Source organism: Streptomyces sp. NPDC054842, assembly GCF_053611025.1.
Genome location: NZ_JBSGZN010000031.1, coordinates 85,560 through 106,477, shown reverse-complemented (window position 1 = coordinate 106,477; position 20,918 = coordinate 85,560). Strand labels below are relative to the sequence as shown.

At 72.0% G+C, this 20,918-nt stretch carries 11 protein-coding genes; 3 read left to right on the top strand and 8 right to left on the bottom strand.

The window, feature by feature from the left end; translation table 11 throughout:
* Positions 1-91: 91 nt before the first annotated feature.
* Both ACWGIS_RS23835 and ACWGIS_RS23830 read right to left on the bottom strand, forming a co-directional pair.
* Positions 92-2,203 (bottom strand): alpha-1,4-glucan--maltose-1-phosphate maltosyltransferase, encoded by a 2,112-nt coding sequence (locus ACWGIS_RS23835; RefSeq protein ID WP_453364489.1) that lies wholly within the window; start codon positions 2,201-2,203, stop codon positions 92-94.
* A 223-nt stretch (positions 2,204-2,426) separates the two neighbouring features.
* A complete protein-coding gene (locus ACWGIS_RS23830; protein WP_453364488.1) occupies positions 2,427-3,629 on the bottom strand; it encodes a S8 family peptidase in 1,203 nt (400 codons plus the stop codon).
* A 335-nt stretch (positions 3,630-3,964) separates the two neighbouring features.
* Between ACWGIS_RS23830 and ACWGIS_RS23825 the strand changes: the two genes are divergently transcribed.
* Positions 3,965-6,583 (top strand): glycosyltransferase family 1 protein, encoded by a 2,619-nt coding sequence (locus ACWGIS_RS23825; protein WP_453364487.1) that lies wholly within the window; start codon positions 3,965-3,967, stop codon positions 6,581-6,583.
* 40 nt (positions 6,584-6,623) lie between these two features.
* On the opposite strand, the gene ACWGIS_RS23820 is transcribed toward ACWGIS_RS23825, so the two are convergent.
* The 6 genes from ACWGIS_RS23820 to glgX all read right to left on the bottom strand — a co-directional run bounded on the left by ACWGIS_RS23820 (position 6,624) and on the right by glgX (position 18,063).
* The gene (locus ACWGIS_RS23820; protein WP_453364486.1) at positions 6,624-7,124 is read right to left on the bottom strand and encodes a DUF1990 family protein; all 501 of its coding nucleotides are present in this window, start codon (positions 7,122-7,124) and stop codon (positions 6,624-6,626) included.
* 97 nt (positions 7,125-7,221) lie between these two features.
* Positions 7,222-8,880 (bottom strand): M4 family metallopeptidase, encoded by a 1,659-nt coding sequence (locus ACWGIS_RS23815; protein ID WP_453364485.1) that lies wholly within the window; start codon positions 8,878-8,880, stop codon positions 7,222-7,224.
* A gap of 298 nt (positions 8,881-9,178) precedes the next feature.
* On the bottom strand, positions 9,179-11,221 hold the full coding sequence (locus ACWGIS_RS23810) for a M4 family metallopeptidase (protein WP_453364484.1): 2,043 nt from the start codon (positions 11,219-11,221) through the stop codon (positions 9,179-9,181).
* A 266-nt stretch (positions 11,222-11,487) separates the two neighbouring features.
* Positions 11,488-13,371: an ABC transporter ATP-binding protein gene (locus tag ACWGIS_RS23805; RefSeq protein WP_453364483.1), complete on the bottom strand. Its 1,884-nt coding sequence runs from the start codon at positions 13,369-13,371 to the stop codon at positions 11,488-11,490.
* On the bottom strand, positions 13,368-15,467 hold the full coding sequence (locus ACWGIS_RS23800; RefSeq protein ID WP_453364482.1) for an ABC transporter ATP-binding protein: 2,100 nt from the start codon (positions 15,465-15,467) through the stop codon (positions 13,368-13,370). Before ACWGIS_RS23800 ends, ACWGIS_RS23805 begins: the two co-directional genes overlap by 4 nt.
* 331 nt (positions 15,468-15,798) lie before the next feature.
* On the bottom strand, positions 15,799-18,063 hold the full coding sequence (gene glgX, locus ACWGIS_RS23795; RefSeq protein WP_453364481.1) for a glycogen debranching protein GlgX: 2,265 nt from the start codon (positions 18,061-18,063) through the stop codon (positions 15,799-15,801).
* Positions 18,064-18,219: 156 nt separating this feature from the next.
* Here glgX and ACWGIS_RS23790 point away from each other — a divergent pair, with 156 nt between their 5' ends.
* Both ACWGIS_RS23790 and ACWGIS_RS23785 read left to right on the top strand, forming a co-directional pair.
* Positions 18,220-19,434, top strand: coding sequence for an Ig-like domain-containing protein (locus ACWGIS_RS23790; protein WP_453364480.1), 1,215 nt, complete (start codon positions 18,220-18,222; stop codon positions 19,432-19,434).
* 178 nt (positions 19,435-19,612) lie between these two features.
* Positions 19,613-20,851: a L,D-transpeptidase gene (locus tag ACWGIS_RS23785; RefSeq protein WP_453364479.1), complete on the top strand. Its 1,239-nt coding sequence runs from the start codon at positions 19,613-19,615 to the stop codon at positions 20,849-20,851.
* Positions 20,852-20,918: the final 67 nt, after the last annotated feature.

The following is a 20,918-nucleotide window of genomic DNA, read 5'->3' as shown; positions in this document are numbered from 1 at the left end:
ACCTCGTAGAAGACGGCTCGTTTGAACCATTCGGGGTCGCGGTCCTTGGCGGGGGTGTCCTCGAAGGTGTCCGGGACGGGCTCGTTGACGATCATATGGCGGGTGACCCTCCGATCTGCGGTGAGGACGGTCGCAGGACGGTGAGGATGTGCGCCGGCCTGTGCCCCGGCTCCAGACGCACATAGTTGGCCCTGCCCCAGTTGTAGGTCTCACCGGTGAGCTCGTCGCGCACCGGCACGGACTCGTGCCAGTCCAGGCCGAGTTGCGGCATGTCCAACGAGACCGTGGCCTCCTGGGTGTGGTGCGGGTCGAGGTTGGCCACCACCAGAACCGTGTTCGAACCGCTCTGCTTCGAGTAGGCGATCACGGCTTCCTTGTCCGTGGCGTGGAAGTGCAGGTCGCGCAGCTGCCGCAGGGCCGGGCTGCGGCGCCGTACCGCGTTGAGCCTCGCGAGGAGCGGCGCGATGCTGCGGCCCTCGCGCTCCGCCGCCGCCCAGTCACGGGGGCGCAGTTCGTACTTCTCGGAGTGGAGGTACTCCTCGCTGCCCTCCCGGGCGGGCACGTTCTCGCAGAGCTCGAACCCGCTGTAGACGCCCCACGTCGGGGAGAGCGTCGCGGCGAGCACCGCACGCACCTCGAACGCGGGACGGCCGCCCCGCTGGAGGAACTCGTGCAGGATGTCCGGGGTGTTCACGAAGAAGTTGGGCCGCATGTACGCGGCGGCCTCACCGGACAGCTCGGTGAGGTACTCCGTCAGCTCCTCCTTCGTGTTGCGCCAGGTGAAGTAGGTGTACGACTGCTGGAAGCCGATCGCCCCGAGCGTGTGCATCATCGCGGGCCGGGTGAACGCCTCGGCCAGGAAGATCACGTCGGGGTCGGTGCGGTTGACGTCCGCGATGACCTGCTCCCAGAACACCACCGGCTTGGTGTGCGGGTTGTCCACCCGGAAGATCCGCACGCCGTGGTCCATCCAGTACCGCAGGACGCGCACGGTCTCCTCGACCAGACCGGGCATGTCCCGGTCGAAGGCGATCGGGTAGATGTCCTGGTACTTCTTCGGCGGGTTCTCCGCGTAGGCGATGGTCCCGTCGGGGCGGTGGTGGAACCACTCGGGGTGCTTCTCCACCCACGGGTGGTCGGGGGAGCACTGGAGCGCGAAGTCCAGCGCCACTTCGAGCCCTTCGTCGGCCGCCCGCCGTACGAAGGCGTCGAAGTCCTCGATCGTGCCCAGGTCCGGGTGGACGGCGTCGTGGCCGCCCTCCGGCGAGCCGATCGCCCACGGCACGCCCACGTCGTGCGGACCCGCCGACAGCGTGTTGTCGGGACCCTTGCGGAACGTGGTGCCGATGGGGTGGATCGGCGGGAGGTAGACGACGTCGAAGCCCATCTCCGCGATCGCCGGCAGCCGCTCGGCCGCCGTGCGGAACGTCCCGCTGACCGGCGGCCTGCCCGGCCGGACGACGGCGCCCTCGGAGCGCGGGAAGAACTCGTACCAGGCGCCGTAGAGCGCCCGTTCGCGCTCCACGACGAGGGGCAGCGGCGCCGACGAGGTGACGAGTTCCCGCAGCGGACGCCCCGCGAGGACCCGGTCCACCTCGGGGGTGAGCGCGGCGGCCAGCCGGGACGCGGCGGGGCGCTCCGTGTCGCGCAGCGCGGCCGCGGCGGCGAGGACGACGTCCCGCCCGCCGCCGTCCGGCAGGCCGGCGGCCGCCCGTTCGTACAGGCGGGCCCCCTCCTCCAGGACCAGCTCGGTGTCCATTCCCGCGGGGACCTTGATGCCCGCGTGATGGCGCCAGGTGGCGACGGGATCGCTCCACGCCTCGACGGCGTAGGTCCAGTGGCCCTCCGTCGGCACGGAGACGGTGGCGCCCCAGCGGTCGGTGCCGGGGGCCAGTTCGCGCATCGGGGTCCAGGGCCCCTCACGGCCCTCGGCGTCTCTGAGGACGACGTTGGCGGCGACCGCGTCGTGGCCCTCCCGGAAGACCGTGGCCGATATCTCGAACGACTCGCGCACCACCGCCTTCGCGGGGCGACGTCCTTCCAACACGCGTGGCCGGACGTCCAGGACGGGGATGCGTCCGACTCCCGCCGTGCGGTCCGCGGAGGGTTTCGCCGCGGTCGGGGGACCTGAATCGACCCTGCTCATGGAGGGTGTGACGGTGTGCTGCGTCGGGGGTGGCGACGTGTGGTGCTTGGCGGGCATGACCGCTCCTGTCCGCGTCAACGTGGGTGGGCGGATGAGAGTGTGGGGAGGTGGACTCCTGAGGGGCGTACCGGAGGAGCCTTCCCACCCTATTCGGGTGAGCAATCCGGCGCTTTGTTAACTACTCACGCGTAAATCTGCACACAAGACCGGCCTTGTTCAGAAACGGGCGGGGCCGGCCGGAGCCCGGCGGTCCGGCCGGAGCGTACTCCCGTGCGCGCCGCTACGGACGGCTCGTCCGCAGCAGCCGGTCCGGTGAGCCTCGCCCCTCGCCGGTGACCTTCCCGCGGCTCGCCCGCTCGACGAGCGCCTTGCCCACGCGGTCCGGAGTCGCCCCGGGGTGACCGGCGAGATAGAGCGCGGCGGCGCCTGTGACGTGCGGAGTCGCCATCGACGTGCCGGAGAGGGTCGCCCTGCCGGTGTCGCCGGTGTGCGCGGCCGAGGTGACCGACACGCCCGGGGCGAACAGGTCGACCCCGGGGCCGAAGTTGGAGAACCTGGCGCGGGCGTCCGTCCGGCCGGTCGCACCGACGGTGAGCGCCTCCCGGACGCGGGCGGGAGAGTACAGACTGGCCGAAAGTCCGTCGTTGCCCGCCGCGACGGCGTACGTGACGCCCGAGGCGATGGAGTGGCGTACGGCCGCGTCCAGTTGCGCGTTCGCCGGGCCGCCCAGGCTCAGGTTGGCGACGGCCGGCTTCCTGGCGTTCCTGGTGACCCAGTCGATGCCCGCGATGACCTGCGCGGTGGTGCCGGCCCCCGCGTCGTCGAGGACCCGCACGGCGACGACCTCGGCCTTCTTGGCGACGCCGTACGTCCTTCCGGCGACGGTGCCGGCGACGTGCGTGCCGTGCCCGTTGCCGTCGCGGGCGGTGCGGTCGTGGCCGACGAAGTCCCAGCCGTGGCTCGCCCGGCCGCCGAAGTCCCGGTGGGTGACGCGGATGCCGGTGTCGATGACGTAGACGGTGACGCCGGCGCCCCCGGAGTCCGGTGAGGAGTAGCGGTGGTCCAGCGGCCGGGCCGGCTGGTCGATCCGGTCAAGGCCCCAGGACGGCGGGTTCCGCTGCCGGTGGTCGAGGCGCACGGCGGTGTCCTGGACGACCGAGACGACACGGGGGTCCGCCGCGAGCCGGCGTGCCCCGGAGGGGTCGGCCCGCACCGCGTACCCGTTGAGAGCAGTCCGGTAGGTGTGGCTGATTTTCGCCCCATACGTCTCGGCGACCTCCCGCCCGGCCGCCGAGGACGCCCGCGTGCTCCCGTCCAGGGTCACGAGGTAGCTCCCGGCGACCGCGCCGGGCCCCCCGGCGCCGCCTATCCGCCCCTCGGTGGCGGCGTGCGCGGGCGGCGCGGCGGCCGAGAGCACCGCCGCGGTGACGGCCGCGACAAGGGCCCCCGCCCGGTGCGGGCGTCTGGTACGCGTCTGTGGCATGTCCGGGTTCCCCTCCCTGACGCGACGCACGAGACGGGGGCCCACCCCGCCGGGGCGGGTCCGGGCCGGTGCGTCACAGAGCACCCTCTCGTGGGGCGCGAAGCGCCACAAGAGCGCACAGGCGGGCGGAACCGGCCATCCGGCGCATCACACCCCCAGGGGAATGTTGCGGCGAATTCACGCCGAAGTCGGCAGGTCGGCGCGGGAGTCCCACCGCGTGTCCCGCCGTGCGCCGTGGTTGCGAGGGCGCTCGTCCCGTTACCGTCGTGGGTGACGAAGGGCGCACAGCGACGTGCGTCCCTCTGCCGCGTACGTCCTCCGTGAAGGTGGAATTCGTGAAGGCAATCCGCAGGTTCACCGTTCGACCCGTACTCCCCGAAGCCCTTCACCCGCTCGTCGACCTCGCGCGCAATCTGCGGTGGTCGTGGCATGCGGAGACCCGTGACCTCTTCCAGTCAGTGGACCCCGAACGCTGGGCCGCGTCCGGCGGCGACCCGGTCCGGCTGCTGGGCAGCGTGCCGACCGCACGGCTCGCCGAGCTGGCCGAGGACCGGCGCTTCCTGCGCAGACTGGCCGCGGCCTCCGACAACCTGCGCGAGTACGTGACCGGCGAGCGCTGGTACCAGACGCAGTCGGCCGAACTGCCCGCCGCCATCGCCTACTTCTCACCCGAGTTCGGTGTCACCGCCGCCCTGCCCCAGTACTCCGGCGGCCTCGGCATCCTTGCCGGCGACCACCTCAAGGCCGCCAGCGACCTGGGCGTCCCGCTCATCGGCGTCGGCCTGCTCTACCGGCACGGCTACTTCCGCCAGTCCCTCTCGCGCGACGGCTGGCAGCAGGAGCACTACCCCCTCCTGGACCCGAACGAGCTGCCGCTGGTGCTGCTGCGCGAGGCCGACGGCACCCCCGCCCAGGTGTCCCTGGCCCTCCCCGGGGGCAGCCGGCTGCGCGCCCGCGTCTGGCTGGCGCAGGTCGGCCGCGTCCCGCTCCTCATGCTGGACTCGGACGTCGAGGAGAACGCCCCCGGCGAACGGAGCGTCACCGACCGGCTCTACGGCGGCGGCAGCGAGCACCGGCTGCTCCAGGAGATGCTGCTGGGCATAGGAGGGGTGCGCGCGGTCCGCACGTACTGCCGGCTCACCGGCCACGCGCAGCCCGAGGTCTTCCACACGAACGAGGGGCACGCCGGCTTCCTCGGCCTGGAGCGCATCGCCGAACTGTGCGACACCGGGCTCGACTTCGACTCCGGCCTGGAAGCCGTCCGCGCGGGCACCGTGTTCACCACCCACACCCCGGTCCCGGCCGGCATCGACCGCTTCGACCGGGAACTGGTCGCCCGCCACTTCGGCCCCGACGCCGAACTGCCCCGGATCGACGTGGAGCGCATCCTGCGCCTGGGCATGGAGACCTACCCGGGCGGCGAGCCGAACCTCTTCAACATGGCCGTGATGGGCCTGCGGCTCGGCCAGCGCGCCAACGGCGTGTCCCTGCTGCACGGACAGGTCAGCCGGGAGATGTTCTCGGGCCTGTGGCCGGGCTTCGACCCCGAGGAGGTGCCGATCACCTCGGTGACCAACGGGGTGCACGCGCCGACGTGGGTGGCCCCGGAGGTGTTCCGCCTCGGCGCCCGGCAGATCGGCGGCCGGCGCACCGAGGACGCGCTCACCGTCGGCGGCTCGGACCGCTGGGACGCGGTGGGCGAGATCCCCGACCAGGAGATCTGGGACCTGCGCCGCGTCCTGCGGGAACAACTCGTCACCGAGGTACGGGAGCGCCTGCACGCCTCCTGGCGCACGCGCGGCGCGGGCACGGCCGAGCTGGGCTGGATCGACGGCGTGCTGGACCCCGACGTCCTGACGATCGGGTTCGCCCGCCGCGTCCCCTCGTACAAGCGGCTGACGCTGATGCTGCGCGACCGGGACCGGCTCATGGACCTGCTGCTGCACCCCGAGCGCCCGGTCCAGATCGTCGTCGCCGGCAAGGCGCACCCCGCCGACGACGGCGGCAAGCGCCTGATCCAGGAACTGGTCCGCTTCGCCGACGACCCCCGGGTGCGCCACCGCATCGTCTTCCTGCCCGACTACGGCATGGCGATGGCCCAGAAGCTCTACCCGGGCTGCGACATCTGGCTGAACAACCCGCTGCGCCCGCTGGAGGCCTGCGGGACGAGCGGTATGAAGGCCGCGCTGAACGGCTGCCTCAACCTGTCCGTCCTGGACGGCTGGTGGGACGAGTGGTTCCAGCCGGACTTCGGCTGGGCGATCCCGACGGCGGACGGCACGGCGACGGACGACGACCGGCGCGACGAACTGGAGGCCGCGGCCCTCTACGACCTGCTCGAACGCCGCGTCGCCCCGCGCTTCTACGAACGGGGGGAGGGCGGCCTGCCCGACCGCTGGATCGAGATGGTCCGTCAGACCCTGACACACCTGGGTCCCAAGGTGCTGGCCGGCCGGATGGTCCGGGAGTACGTGGAGCGCCTGTACGCGCCCGCCGCCCGCGCCCACCGCGCCGTGACCCCGGAGTCCGCCCGGGAGCTGGCCGGGTGGAAGTCCCGGGTGCGGGCGGCCTGGCCGCGGGTCGCCGTCGACCACGTGGAGGCGTCGGCGGAGACGACGACCGCCGAACTCGGCACGACGCTCAGCCTGCGGGTCCGCGTGGACCTCGCCGACCTCGGCCCCGACGACGTCGAGGTGCAGGCGGTCGCCGGGCGGGTGGACGCGCAGGACAGCATCGCGGACGCGGCGACGGTGCCGCTCAAGCCGGCCGGCGGCCCGGACATGGAGGGCCGCTGGGTCTACGAGGGCCCGCTGTCCCTGGACCGCACCGGACCCTTCGGCTACACCGTCCGGATCCTGCCGGCGCACCGGCTGCTGGCGTCGAGCGCCGAACTGGGCCTGGTCACCGTCCCGTCGGAGGAGACCGGCGAGGGGGCGGGCGTGCTGATGCGGTGAGGGCGTCCGGCCCCGCCCGCGCGGCGGGGCCGGACCGCCGCTACTCCTTCACCTCGGCGCAGAGCCGGCGCAGGACGACTCCGCAGCGCTGGGCGTAGGCGTGCTGGAGGCCGCGGGTGGCCGCGCCGCCCGCCCGGGTGTACCACTTGGCCGGGCGGCTGAAGGCGGTCACCGTCAGCCAGACGGTGCCGTCGCCGGTGCGGTCCACGACGAAGGCCTCCTCGCCGCACTCCGGGTGGCCGGGCAGTGTGCCGTAGGCCCATCCGGCGCGGCGGGGTTCCTCGACCGTCCAGACGACCCGGCAGGGGGCCTTGATCGGGCCGATGCCGACGGTGACGTCGACACCGGGCGCCGCCGTCTGCGCGTCGGACGAGACGGCGACGCCCACCGCGCGGTGCAGTTCCCAGGTCAGCAGTGCCTGGCACGCCCTGCGGAAGACGTCCTCGCCCTCGCCGATACGGTTCCGGACATGCAGTCGGTGGAAGCCCGGCGGGCAACGGTCCTCGCGGGTCGCGCCCACGTCCTCGTAGGTGAAGGGCATGGGGGACAGCCTAGGGGGTGCCCCGAACGGCGCTCCCGAAGGGCGGCCCCCGGAGAAACCTTCTCTCCGGGGGCCGCCCGACGGGTGGGAGCGCGGGTCAGTTGACGTTGACCGCGGTCCAGGCGGCCTTCACGGCCGCGTACTCCGTGCTGGTGGAGCCGTACAGCGCCGAGGCCGCGGACAGGGTCGCGGTGCGGGCGCCCGCGTACTTGGTCGACGACGTCATGTAGGTCGTCAGCGCCTTGTACCAGATCTGCAGCGCCTTGGCGCGGCCGATGCCGGTGACCGCGGAGCCGTTGTACGTCGGGGAGTTGTAGGAGACCCCGTTGATCGTCTTGCTGCCGCTGCCCTCGGACAGCAGGTAGAAGAAGTGGTTGGCGACACCGGACGAGTAGTGCACGTCCTTGCTGCCGACCGTGGAGGACCAGTAGTCGGCGGAGCCGCCGTCCTTGCTGGGCTTGTCCATGTAGCGCAGCGGGGTGCCGTTGCCGTTGATGTTGATCTTCTCGCCGATGAGGTAGTCACCGACGTCGGAGGAGTTGTTGGCGTAGAACTCGACGCCGGTGCCGAAGATGTCGGAGGTCGCCTCGTTCAGGCCGCCGGACTCGCCCGAGTAGTTGAGGCCCGCGGTGTTGGAGGTGACGCCGTGGCTCATCTCGTGGCCGGCCACGTCCAGCGAGGTCAGCGGGTGGGTGTTGCCCGAGCCGTCGCCGTACGTCATGCAGAAGCAGCCGTCGTCCCAGAACGCGTTGACGTACGCGTTGCCGTAGTGGACCCGGGAGTAGGCGCCGACGCCGTTGTTCTTGATGCCGCTGCGGTTGAAGGTGCTCTTGTAGAAGTCCCAGGTCGTCTGGGCGCCGTACGCGGCGTCGGCGGCGGCGGTCTGGTCGGTGGTGGAGCTGGAGGCGGCGCCGGTGCCCCAGACGTCGTCGGCGTCGGTGAACAGGGTGCCGGTGCCGGACGTGCCGTGCTTGAGGTTGTAGGTCTTGTGGCCGCCGCGGGTGCCGTCCGTCAGGCTGTACGTCGATCCCGACAGGGTGGTGGTCAGCGGGACGCTGCCGGAGTACAGCGTCTTGCCGGTGCCGGTCTCGATGCCCTGGTACTCGTAGAGCTTCTTGCCGGTGGCCGCGTCCGTGACGACGTGCAGCTCGTTGGGGGTGCCGTCCTCCTGGAGGCCGCCGACGACGGTCTCGTAGGCGAGGGCCGGCTTTCCGTCGGCCGCCCAGATCACCTTGCGGGGGGCCTTGTCGGCGGTCGTCTTCTCGGAGCCGGCCGACTGGGCGGCCTTCACGGCCTGCTTCTCGGCCTTCTGGGCGGTCACGGCGGGCTTCAGGGAGGCCACGTCGATGGCCGCCTTCGTCGCCTTGGTGACGCCCTGGGTCTTCCCGGCCTTCGTCTCGTGGACGACCAGGTCGCCGCCGAGGACCGGGAGTCCGCCGTAGGTGCGCTCGTAGCGGGTGTGGACCGTGCCGTCGGCGTCCTTGACGACGTCTCTGACGACGAGCTTCTCCTCGGCGCCGAGACCTATCTCGTCGGCCGTCCGCGTGACGTCGGCCTGGGCGTCCTTGATCAGGGCGGTGCGGGCCGCGGCCGACAGCTGCACCGGCGCGGCGGAGAGCGCGGGTGCGCCCGAGGGGGAGGTGGGGGTCTGGGCGGACGCACCGGTGGTCATACCGGCGGTGAGGAGCGCCCCGGCCGCGACGGCGGTCGCGATGGCCAGGGTGGTGCGCTTGTGACGCGCGTAGAGGGGAGTCACGCAAGCTCCTTATGTGGGGGCGACCGGGCGGCGTGGGGTGGCCGTCCGGAAGTACGAAGGTGCGGTGCGGGAGTGCCGTGCGGTGGAAAGAGTGGCACCTGGGGCGCGTACATGTCAGGAGGGCGATCAAAGCTTGGCCGGAAAGCGTTCGTTGAGTGAACACCGCTGTACGCAATGCGGAATCGATCTTGCCCAAAGAGGCAACCAAGGCCGGGTCAGGGCACGGTAAAAGAGGGCGCCGCCCCGGGGAGTCGAACCACCGGGACGGCGCCCTGCCTGTGCGGGACCGCGGGACGGTCTACGGGAACGTCAGCTTCCAGCTGTTGATGTAGCCGGTGTCCTGCGCCGCCTGGTCCTGGACCCTCAACTTCCAGGTGCCGTTGGCGACTTCGGAGGACGCGTCGACCGTGTACGTGGTGTTCACGTTGTCCGCCGAGTCGGAGGAGCTGAAGTTCTTCAGCCGGTACGCGGTGCCGTCCGGGGCGAGCAGGTCGATGACGAGGTCACCGCGCCAGGTGTGCACGATGTCCACCGCGACCGCCAGGTTCGACGGGGCGTTGCCCGTCCGCCCGGAGACCGTCACCGAGGACGTCACGGCCGCGCCGTTGTCCGGAATCGATACGTCGGCCGTGTTCTCGAACGACGTGCCGCCACCACCGCCGCCACCGGAACGCGCGCCCACGGCCACGGCCGCCCACGCGTCCTGCACCGCCTTGTACTCGGCGCTCGTCGTGCCGTACAGCTCACCCGTCGCCGCGAGCGTGCCGGTGCGGGCCGCCGCGTAGTTGGTGGTCGAGGTGAACTTGGTGGTGAGCGCCCGGTACCAGATCTGCAGCGCCTTCTCGCGTCCGATGCCGACGACCGGGAGGCCGTCGGAGGTCGGCGAGTTGTAGCTGACGCCGTTGATCACCTTCGCGCCGCTGCCCTCGGACAGCAGGTAGAAGAAGTGGTTCGCGGGACCCGAGGAATAGTGGACGTCGATCGACCCGATGCCCGAGTACCAGCTGTCCTTGGACGCGCCGTCCTTGCTCGGCTTGTCCTGGTAGCGCAGCGGGGTGCCGTTGCCGTTGATGTCGATCTTCTCGCCGATGAGGTAGTCGCCGACGTCGGAGGAGTTGTTGGCGTAGAACTCCACACCGGAGCCGAAGATGTCGGAGGTCGCCTCGTTCAGACCGCCGGACTCGCCCGAGTAGTTGAGGCCCGCGGTGTTGGAGGTGACACCGTGGCTCATCTCGTGGGCGGCCACGTCGATCGAGGTCAGCGGCTTCGCGTTGCCGGACCCGTCGCCGTAGGTCATGCAGAAGCAGCCGTCGTCCCAGAACGCGTTGACGTACGCGTTGCCGTAGTGGACCCGGGAGTACGCGCCGACGCCGTTGTTCTTGATGCCGCTGCGGTTGAAGGAGCTCTTGTAGAAGTCCCACGTGACGGCGGCCCCGTAGTGCGCGTCGGCGCCCGCGGTGGCGGCGTTCGACGTGGTGCCGTTGCCCCAGGTGTCGCTGGTCTGCGAGAACAGCGTGCCGGTGCCGGACGTGCCGCGGTTCAGGTTGTACGTCTTGTGGCCGCCGCGCGCGCCGTCGTTCAGCGTGTACGTGGAGCCCGAGAGCGTGGTCGTGAGCGGCACCGTGCCGCTGTACTGGGTGTTGCCGGTGCCGGTCTCGATGCCCTGGTACTCGTAGAGCTTCTTGCCGGTGGCCGCGTCCGTGACGACGTGCAGCTCGTTCGGCGTGCCGTCCTCCTGGAGGCCGCCGACGACCGTCTCGTACGCGAGCGCGGGCTTGCCGTTCGCGGCCCAGATCACCTTGCGGGGTGCCCGGTCGGCCTCGGTCTTCTCCGAGCCGGCGTCCCTGGCGGCCGACAGGGCCTGCTTCTCCGCCTTCGAGGCGGTGACGGCCGGGGTCAGCGAGGCGACCTTGATCGTGGCCTTCGTCGCCTTGACGACACCCTCGGTCCTCCCGGAGGCGGCGGTGTCGACCACCAGGTCGCCGCCGAGCACCGGCAGTCCGGCGTAGGTGCGCTCGTAGCGGGTGTGGACGGTGCCGTCCTTGTCCTTGATGACGTCGCGGGCGACGAGTTTCTCCTTCGCCCCGAGCCCCAGGTCCTTCGCGGTGTCCGCCTTGGCGGCGTCGGCGTCGCGTATCAGCTCGGCGCGCTGGGAGGGCGTGAGCTGCACGGCGACGGAACCGGGGTTGATCTTCCCGGCCGGCGCATTCTCGGGGGCGGCGCTGGCGGCGCCCGACTGGACGGCCGCGGTGAGCAGCGCGGTGACGCCGACGAGGGCGGCGGCGGTGGCGCGGCGGCGGGCGGTGTGGGAGGTGCGTCTGTGGGAGGTGCTGCTTCTCAACACTGACTCCTTCTGCGTGGCCGCGGGTCGCACGGCCAGGGGAGACCGGACGATGGGTGAGCCGTCCGGGCAGAACAGGGCGGTACGCAAAGCCAGGTGCACAGGAGGTTGCGCCGCGGCACAGCGAGGAGCTGTGAGGTTGCTGTGGAGCGGCCGTGGGAAGAGTGGCAGCAGATTGCCTGTCCTGTCAGGGGCGCATCAAGAAGTTGGCCGGAAACCGTTCGTTGTCCGGTTGGTCGTGTTCGGTATACGAACTGGCCACCCGGTCAGGCCAGACTGTCCTGCCACGCCCGGTGCAGATCGGCGAACCTGCCGGTGTCCAGGACGAGTTGATCCGGCGTGCCGTCCTCCACGATCCGCCCGTGCTCCATCACCAGCACCCGGTCGGCGATCTCCACCGTGGACAGCCGGTGCGCGATCACGACAGCCGTACGGCCGTGCAGGACCGTCGACATCGCGCGCTGCACCGCCCGCTCCCCGGGCACGTCCAGCGAGCTGGTCGCCTCGTCGAGGATCAGCACGGCGGGGTCGGCGAGCAACGCCCGCGCGAACGCGACCAGTTGGCGCTGACCCGCCGAGATGCGGCCGCCCCGCTTGCGTACGTCCGTGTCGTAGCCGTCGGGCAGGGCGCTGATGAACTCGTGCGCGCCGATCGCCTTCGCGGCCCGCTCGATCTCCTCGCGGCCCGCGTCGGGGCGGCCGATGGCGATGTTCTCGGCGACCGTGCCGGAGAACAGGAACGCCTCCTGCGTCACCATCACCACCCCGCGCCGCAGTTCGGCGTTGGCGAGATCGCGCAGGTCGACCCCGTCCAGCAGGACCCGGCCCTCGGTCGGGTCGTAGAAGCGGGCGAGGAGCTTGGCCAGGGTGGACTTGCCCGCGCCCGTCGAGCCGACCACGGCGACCGTCTGGCCGGCGGGCAGGACGAGGTCGAAGCGGGGCAGGACCTCGCCGCCGGTGCGGTACGCGAAGCGCACGCCCTCGAACACGACCTCGCGTCCCGGCTGCTCCGAGGCCGGTTCCGGCAGGTGCCGGGGCGTCACCGGCTCCGGCACCGCGGGCGTCTGGGCCAGCAGACCCGCGATCTTCTCCAGCGAGGCCGCCGCCGACTGGTACGAGTTGAGGAACATGCCCAGGCGGTCGATGGGGTCGTACAGGCGGCGCAGGTAGAGCACCGCGGCGGCCAGCACCCCGAGCGCCAGCGAGCCGGACGCCACCCGGTGCGCGCCCCACAGCACGATGCCGGCGACCGCCACGTTCGCGACCAGCCGCGAGCCGGTGACGTAGCGCGCCATCTCCAGCAGCGCGTCGCCGTTCGTCCGCTCGTGACGCCGGTTCAGGACCCGGAACTGCGCGTCGTTGGCCGCCTCGCGCCGGAAGGCGCGCACCGGCCTGATCCCGTTCATCGTCTCGGCGAACTTCACGATGACGGCGGCGATCGCGGTCGACCGCACGCGGTACACGCGGCCCGCGCGGCGCTGGTAGAGCCGCACCAGCAGGTACAGCGGCACGAAGGAGGCCACCGCGAGCGCGCCCAGGCCCAGGTCGAGCCAGAGCAGCATCGCCGAGATGTAGACGAAGGACAGGATGACCATGACGAGTTCCTGGAGGCCCTCGCTGAGCAGCTCCCGCAGGGACTCGACGTCCGTGGTGGACCGGGAGATCAGCCGGCCCGAGGTGTACCGCTCGTGGAAGTCGACGCTGAGCGCCTGCGCGTGCCGGAAGATGCGTCCGCGCAGGTCGAGCAGCACGTCCTGGTTGACGCGCGCGGAGGCCGCGATGAACGCGTACTGGAGTGCGCCGGCGGCGACCGAGCACAGCAGGTAGGCGACCGCCACCGCGATCAGCGGACCGCGGTCGTCGTGCCGGAAGGCCGGAACGGCGCGGTCGATGGCGTACGCGACGAGCAGCGGGCCCGCCTGCACCACCGCCTGCTGGACCAGCAGCAGCACCGTCGCCACCACGACCCGGGCCCTCAGCGGGGCGAGGAGCGAGCGCAGCAGCGCGGCCGTCGCGCCCGGGGGAGTGGGCAGGACGTCACGGTCGAAGGGGTCGACGTGCCCGGCGTCCTCCCGCGGCGTGTGGTCCGGGTCCCCGGCCCGGTCCCGGTCGGGGTCCCGGTCCGGCGCGGTCGTCGTGGGCGCCGTCATCGGTGGTCCTCCTCGGTGTGGGCGCCGGCGTGGGCGGTCCGGCGTGCGGTGTCGGTGCCGTGCCCCGCTCCGGGAGCGGCGCCGGAGTACTCGGTGCCCGACATCAGCCAGGCGTACTCGGCGTGCGAGCGCAGCAGTTCGTGGTGGGTGCCGACGGCGGCGATGCGGCCCCCGGACAGCAGGGCCACCCGGTCGGCGAGCAGCACCGTGGACGGGCGGTGCGCGACGACCAGCGCCGTCGTGCGGGCCAGGACGCGGCGCAGGGCGGCCTCCACCGCGGCCTCCGTGTGCACGTCCAGCGCGGAGAGCGGGTCGTCCAGGACGAGGAAGCGGGGGCTGCCGACGACCGCGCGCGCCAGGGCGAGGCGCTGGCGCTGGCCGCCGGACAGACTCAGGCCCTGCTCGCCGACCTGGGTGGCGGTCCCCTCGGGCAGCGCTTGGACGAAGTCGGCCTGGGCCACGGCCAGCGCGCGGTCCAGCTCCGTCCCGCCCGCGGTCCCGGCGGCGCCCATCAGGACGTTCTCACCGACGCTCGCGGAGAACAGGGTGGGCTCCTCGAAGGCCACGGCGACGAGCTCGCGCAGCGTCGCCCTGGGCATCCGGGTGATGTCCTCGCCGTCCAGCGTGATGCGGCCGGACGTCACCTCGTGCAGGCGGGGGATGAGGGCCGTGAGGGTGGTCTTGCCGCTGCCGGTCGCCCCCACCAGGGCCATCGTCTCGCCGGGGCGGATGTGCAGGTCGATGCCGTCGAGCACGGGGGCCGCGTCCGCGGGGGCGTCCGGGTAGCGGAACCGCACGCCGTGGAACCGCAGTCCGCCCGCGCCCGCCCGCCCCGGACCGGCCGCTCCGGCACCGACGCCCTTTGGGCCCCCGACGTCTCCGCCGCCGTCACCGTCGTGGCGATCCGCCTCGGAACCGGCGGCGTGACCGTGAAGATCACCATCACCGGCGTCGGCGTCGTCCCGAGTCCCCGTACCGACGCCCTCGCGGAGACCGGCGCCTTCACCGTCGACCGGGTCGGCCGACTCCGGCGGGGAGTCCATCACCTCGAAGTACCGCTGCGTGGCCGTCGCCGCCTCCTGGCTCATCGCCAGCAGGAAGCCGATCGAGTCGATGGGCCAGCGCAGCGCGAGTGCCGTCGACAGGAAGGCGACCAGCGTCCCGGCGGAGAGGTCGCCGTCGGCGACCTGGACCGTGCCGAGGACGAGGGCCGCCCCGATGGCCAGTTCGGGCAGGGTGACGATGACGGCCCAGATCGAGGCGAGCAGCCGTGCCTTGGCCAGTTCCGTGCCGCGCAGGGTCCGCGACAGGTCCCGGAAAGCGCGGGCCTGGCTGCGGTGGCGCCCGAAGCCCTTGATGATCCGGATGCCGAGCACGCTCTCCTCGACCACCGTCGTCAGATCGCCGACCTGGTCCTGCGCCTGCCGTGCCACCTGCGAGTACCGCCGCTCGAAGAGCCAGCAGACCAGCACCACCGGCAGCACCGGGGCCAGCAGCACCAGCCCGAGGGTCCACTGCTGGAGCAGCATGATGACCATGCCGACGAGGATCGTCACGCCGTTGACGAACAGGAACGTCAGCGGGAAGGCCAGGAACATGCGCAGCAGCATCAGGTCCGTGGTGGCCCGGGACAGCAGCTGACCGGAGGCCCAGCGGTCGTGGAAGGCGACCGGGAGCCGCTGGAGATGCCGGTACAAGTCCGCCCGCATGTCCGCCTCGACGCCCGCGAGCGGACGCGCCACCAGCCACCGGCGCAGTCCGAACAGCAGCGCCTCCGCGAACCCGAGCAGCAGCAGGTACAGCGCCCCCAGCCACACCCCCCGCGGGTCGCGGCCGGCGACGGGACCGTCCACCAGCCACTTCAGGACGAGCGGGATCACCAGCCCGACGCAGGAGGCGACGACCGCGACGCACGCCGCGCCGAACAGCCGCGCCCGCACGGGCCGCACGTACGGCCACAGGCGCAGCAGGCTGCGCACGGTGGAGCCGCCGTCCGTGTGGTCGCCGGGGCCGGTGGCGCCCTCGCGGGCAGCCGCGTGACCGGGCCCGTCGGCGGGGTCGTCGTGATCCTTGGTCGCTGCATCTGTCGTGGCCATCAGGGGCGAGCCTACGGATTGCCACTGACACCGCCCACCGAGTTTTGGCCGGACCCGCGACGCCCCGACGGCTCCGGACCCGCGACGGCCGGACGGCCCGGACACCCACCGGACGCCGTACCGGACGTGGTCCTTCCGCGGGCCGGCGCGCACCGGGCGCGGGCCCGCGAGGCGCCGCACCCGCGCCGCTCAGCCCGCGCCCCTCAAGTCCGCGTCCCTCAGCCCGCGCCGCTCACCCCACGCCCCTCAGCCCAGGCCCCTCCACCCGCGCCCCTCAGCCCAGGCCCCTCCACCCACGCCCCTCAGCCCAGGCCCCTCCACCCGCGCCCTCTCAGCCCGCGACCCGCAGCAGCAGCACCGCGCGCGCCTGCACCGTGACCGTCGCCCCGCCCCGGTGCACCACTCCCGGCGCCTCGGTCTGGTCCTCGCGGGAGGTGTCCACGACCACCTCGTACTCCGCGGCCCACGGCGGCCCCGGCAGCACGAATTCCGTCGGCCGGTCCCCGGCGTGCAGCACCGCGAGGAAGCTGTCGTCCACGACCGGCGCCCCCCGGGCGTCCCGTCCGGGGATGTCCCGCCCGGACAGGTACATCCCGAGCGTCGCGGCCGGCGCGTACCAGTCCCGCTCCGTCATCTCGCTGCCGCGCGAGGTGAACCAGGCGAGGTCCCGCAGCCCGTCCGCCGAGTGCGCCCGCCCGGAGAAGAAGGCCCGCGTCCGCAGCACCGGATGCCCGTGCCGCAGGGCGATCAGCCGGGACGTGAGGTCGAACAGCGCCCGCCAGGCCGGGTCCTCCAGCTGCGACCAGTCGACCCAGCTGATCTCGTTGTCCTGGCAGTACGCGTTGTTGTTGCCCCGCTGCGTCCGCCCGAACTCGTCGCCCGCGACCAGCATCGGCACCCCGGTGGACAGCAGCAGCGTCGTCAGGAGGTTGCGCAACTGGCGGCGGCGCAGGGCCTGTACGCGCTCCTCGTCCGTCTCGCCCTCCACGCCGCAGTTCCAGGCGCGGTTGTCGTCGGAGCCGTCCCGGTTGCCCTCCCCGTTGGCCTCGTTGTGCTTGCGCTCGTAGGAGACCATGTCCCGGAGGGTGAATCCGTCGTGCGCCGTGATGAAGTTGACGGACGCGTACGGGCGCCGGCCGCCCCACGCGTACAGGTCGCTCGACCCGGACAGCCGGTAGCCCAGGTCCCGCACGTCGGGCAGCGCCCCGCGCCAGAAGTCCCGCACCGCGTTGCGGTACCGGTCGTTCCACTCCGTCCACAGGGGCGGGAAGGACCCCACCTGGTATCCGCCCGAGCCGACGTCCCACGGCTCCGCGATGAGCTTCACCCGCCGCAGCACCGGGTCCTGCGCGATGACGGCCAGGAACGGCGAGAGCATGTCGACGTCGTGCATGGAGCGGGCCAGCGCCGCCGCCAGGTCGAAACGGAAGCCGTCCACCCCCATCTCCGTCACCCAGTAGCGCAGCGAGTCGGTGATCAGCCGCAGGACGTGCGGCTGGACCACGTGCAGGGTGTTGCCGCAGCCCGTGTAGTCCGCGTACCGCCGGGCGTCCGACTGGAGCCGGTAGTAGCCGCGGTTGTCGATGCCGCGCAGCGAGAGCATCGGCCCCAGCTCGCTCGCCTCCGCCGTGTGGTTGTAGACCACGTCGAGGATGACCTCGATGCCGGCCGCGTGCAGCGCGCGCACCATCCGCTTGAACTCGCCGACCTGCTCGCCCCGGGTGCCGGTCGCGGAGTAGGCGGCGTGCGGGGCGAAGTAGCCGATGGAGTTGTAGCCCCAGTAGTTGCGCAGGCCCCTGCGCAGCAGGTGGTCCTCGTGCGCGAACTGGTGCACCGGCAGCAGCTCCACCGCCGTCACCCCGAGCGCCGTCAGGTGCGCGATCGCCGCCGGGTGCGCCAGCCCGGCGTAGGTGCCGCGCAGTTCCTCCGGGATGCCCGGGTGCAGCCGGGTGAAGCCCCGCACGTGCAGCTCGTAGATCACCGAGTCGGCCCACGGCGTCTTGGGCCGGTGGTCGTCCGCCCAGTCGTCGTCGTCGTGGACGACGACGCCCTTCGGGACGTACGGGGCCGAGTCACGGTCGTCGCGCACGGTGTCCGCGACATGCTGCTGGGGCCAGTCGCGGACGTGCCCGTACACCTCGGGCGGCAGCGTGAAGTCGCCGTCCACGGCGCGTGCGTACGGATCGAGGAGCAGCTTCGCCGGGTTCCAGCGGGCGCCGGTCCAGGGGTCCCAGCGGCCGTGCACCCGGTAGCCGTAGCGGCGCCCGGGGAGCACACCGGGGACGAAACCGTGCCAGATCTCGTGGGTCAGCTCGGTGAGCTGGACGCGGATCTCGCTCGCCCCGCCGCCCCGCTCGTCGAAGAGGCACAGGTCCACCGCCTCCGCGCCGCCCGCCCACAGCGCGAAGTTGGTGCCCGCGACGCCGTCGGGGCCCACCCGGAAGCGTGCCCCGAGCGGAGTCGGGGTACCCGGCCACACGGGCACGACGGGCGCCGCCCGCTGCGTGCCGTTCCTCGGAGGGGCGGACTGCGTGGGCAGCCCGCCGCCCGCGGCATGTCCCTCCTGGACTGCCTCCTGCTCGGGTGCGCTCGACACCGGTCAGCCTCCCGCGGCTCGATGGGAGCGACAAGAAAAGGGGCCCTCGGCGTCCCGGCCGCGGTTCCCCGTCGCGTCGTCCTCCCCACTGTTCTGCCCACAGCTTGGGTCGCACTCACGTTTCCCCAGGAGGGGCATGGTCGTTGGGTGCTCGTGATGCACGTACAGACGCGCGCGCGACGCGCCGTGGCCGCGCTGGCGGCCGCACTGACCTGGGCGGTCCTGCTGGCCGCCGCCTCCGGCTGCACCTCGGACGGGATGGACGAGGTGCTCGGCAAACCCCGCGCGCCCGAGGACGTCATCCGCATCTCGCCGGACGACGGCAGCAAGGGGGTGCGGCCGGGCCAAGGGCTGAGGGTACGGGTGGCGAGCGGGCGTCTGGAGTCGGTGAAGGTCGTCCGGTCCCAGGACGCCCAGGAGTCCGAGGTGCCCGGCCGCGTCACGGACGACGGCCTGAGCTGGCGGCCCGACGACCGGAGACTGGCACTCGCCGCCCGGTACACCGTGGACGTGGTGGCGCTGGACGGGCACGGGCGCCGCTCCGCCCGGCACACGGCGTTCACGACGGCCGTGCCGGACGAGCGCTTCATCGGCTACGTGGCACCCGAGAACCGCTCCGTGGTCGGCACCGGGATGATCGTCTCCCTGGAGTTCAACCGGGAGATCCGGCGCCGGGCCGCCGTGGAGCGCGCCATCCGGGTGACCGCGGTGCCCCCGGTGGAGATCCGCCCGCACTGGTTCGGCCGGGACCGGCTCGACTTCCGGCCCGAGACCTACTGGAAGCCCGGGACCAGGGTGACGGTGGCGCTGCGGCTGCGGGACGTCGAAGGGGCGCCCGGCGTCTACGGGTTGCAGCACAAGACGTTCACCTTCACCGTCGGACGCAGCCAGGTGAGCCTCGTGGACGCGGCCGAGCACACCATGGAGGTGCGCCGCGACGGCGACCTGCTCGCCACCGTGCCGATCACGGCGGGCGCCCCGAAGACGACGACGTACAACGGGAAGATGGTCGTCACCGAGATGCTGGAGGTGACCCGGATGAACAGCCGCACGGTCGGCTTCGGCGGCGAGTACGACATCCCGGACGTCCCGCACGCGATGCGCCTCACCAGCTCCGGCACCTTCCTGCACGGCAACTACTGGGCGCCGGACGCCTTCGGCAACACCAACGTCAGCCACGGCTGCGTCGGCCTGAGGGACGTCAGGGGCGGCAGTTCGCGGACGCCCGCCGGCTGGTTCTTCGACCGCAGCCTCGTCGGCGACGTCGTCGAGGTCGTCCACAGCAAGGACAAGAAGGTCGCTCCCGACAACGGCCTCGGCGGCTGGAACATGGGCTGGAAACAGTGGAAGGCGGGCTCCGCGGCGAAGTAGCCCGACATACGGGTACGTACGGAGCTCCTCCGACTCCCCTCCGCACAGTTGAACTTGGAACTGAACGGTGACAATCGCGGGGATCCATCACCTCGGGCGGTGTGATTAATTAGCGCGATATGCGCGTGGGACGCGCCGGGGTGCGGGCCTGATCAGGCCGTGCGAGGGGAGAACGACTGTGAACGGGCGACCGATATCGGGGGCGTCGGTTGGCGCGCGGACACGGCGGAACAAGGGGGGCCTGGCGCTGCTGCTGGGTGTCCTGATGTGTGCCGTGACCGCGTGCGGCGGAGGCGGGGACACGGGCTCCGGGTCCGGGAAGAGCAAGGGCGAGTCGGGTACGGCGGACACCAAGGCGTCGGCGGCGGTCGTGAGCATCGCGCCCAAGGACGGCGCCGACGACGTGCGGACCAGCGGCGCCCTCAAGGTGACCGCGGCCAAGGGCAAGCTGACCGAGGTGAAGGTCGAGGACACCAAGGGCAACGCGGTCGAGGGGAAGATCACCGGCGGGGGCGCCACCTGGACGCCCTCGACGCACCTGGCCTCGGCCACCAAGTACAAGGTCCACGCGGTGGCGAAGGACGCCGACGGCCGTGAGGCCGCCGAGGAGTCCGCGTTCACCACGCTGACCCCGAAGAACACCTTCGTCGGGATCTACACGCCCGAGGACGGCTCCAAGGTCGGCGTGGGCATGCCGTTCTCGGTCCACTTCACCCGGGGCATCACGCACCCGGAGGACGTCGAGAAGGCGATCAGGATCAAGACCGAGCCCGCGGTCGACGTCCAGGGGCACTGGTTCGGCAACGACCGGCTGGACTTCCGGCCCGAGGAGTACTGGAAGGCGGGCACGGAGGTCACCGTCGAGCTCAACCTCGACGGTGTCGAGGGCCGGCCCGGGGTGTACGGCAAGCAGGCGAAGACCGTGAAGTTCACGATCGGCCGCAGCCAGGTCTCCACCGTCGACGTCAAGACCAAGAAGATGACCGTCAAGCGCGACGGGAAGACCATCAAGACCATCCCGGTCACCACCGGCAAGCCCGGCTACGACACCTGGAACGGCCAGATGGTCATCAGCGAGCGCCTGCGGGTGACGCGTATGAACGGCGAGACCGTCGGCTACGGCGGCGAGTACGACATCAAGGACGTGCCGGACGCGATGCGCCTGACCAACTCGGGCACCTTCATCCACGGCAACTACTGGGGCGGCGACGCCTTCGGCAACTACAACGCCAGCCACGGCTGCGTCGGCCTGCGGGACGTGCGCGGCGGCGGCGACCGGAGCGTGCCCGCCGCGTGGTTCTTCGACCACTCGATGGTCGGCGACGTGGTCGTCGTGAAGAACTCCCACGACAAGACGGTGGCCCCGGACAACGGGTACAACGGCTGGAACATGTCCTGGGAGAAGTGGACGGCCTAGGTTCCTCCCGCCCTACGGGCCCGGTGTGCCGCTGTGACCGAGCACACCGGGCCCGTCGGCGTTAACG

Excerpts from the sequence above, each read along its gene's own strand:
- ACWGIS_RS23800 (WP_453364482.1), bottom strand. The coding sequence starts at position 15,467 with ATGGCCACGACAGATGCAGCGACCAAGGATCACGACGACCCCGCCGAC.
- ACWGIS_RS23830 (WP_453364488.1), bottom strand. The coding sequence starts at position 3,629 with ATGCCACAGACGCGTACCAGACGCCCGCACCGGGCGGGGGCCCTTGTC.
- ACWGIS_RS23820 (WP_453364486.1), bottom strand. The coding sequence starts at position 7,124 with ATGCCCTTCACCTACGAGGACGTGGGCGCGACCCGCGAGGACCGTTGC.
- ACWGIS_RS23790 (WP_453364480.1), top strand. The coding sequence starts at position 18,220 with ATGCACGTACAGACGCGCGCGCGACGCGCCGTGGCCGCGCTGGCGGCC.
- ACWGIS_RS23805 (WP_453364483.1), bottom strand. The coding sequence starts at position 13,371 with ATGACGGCGCCCACGACGACCGCGCCGGACCGGGACCCCGACCGGGAC.
- ACWGIS_RS23835 (WP_453364489.1), bottom strand. The coding sequence starts at position 2,203 with ATGCCCGCCAAGCACCACACGTCGCCACCCCCGACGCAGCACACCGTC.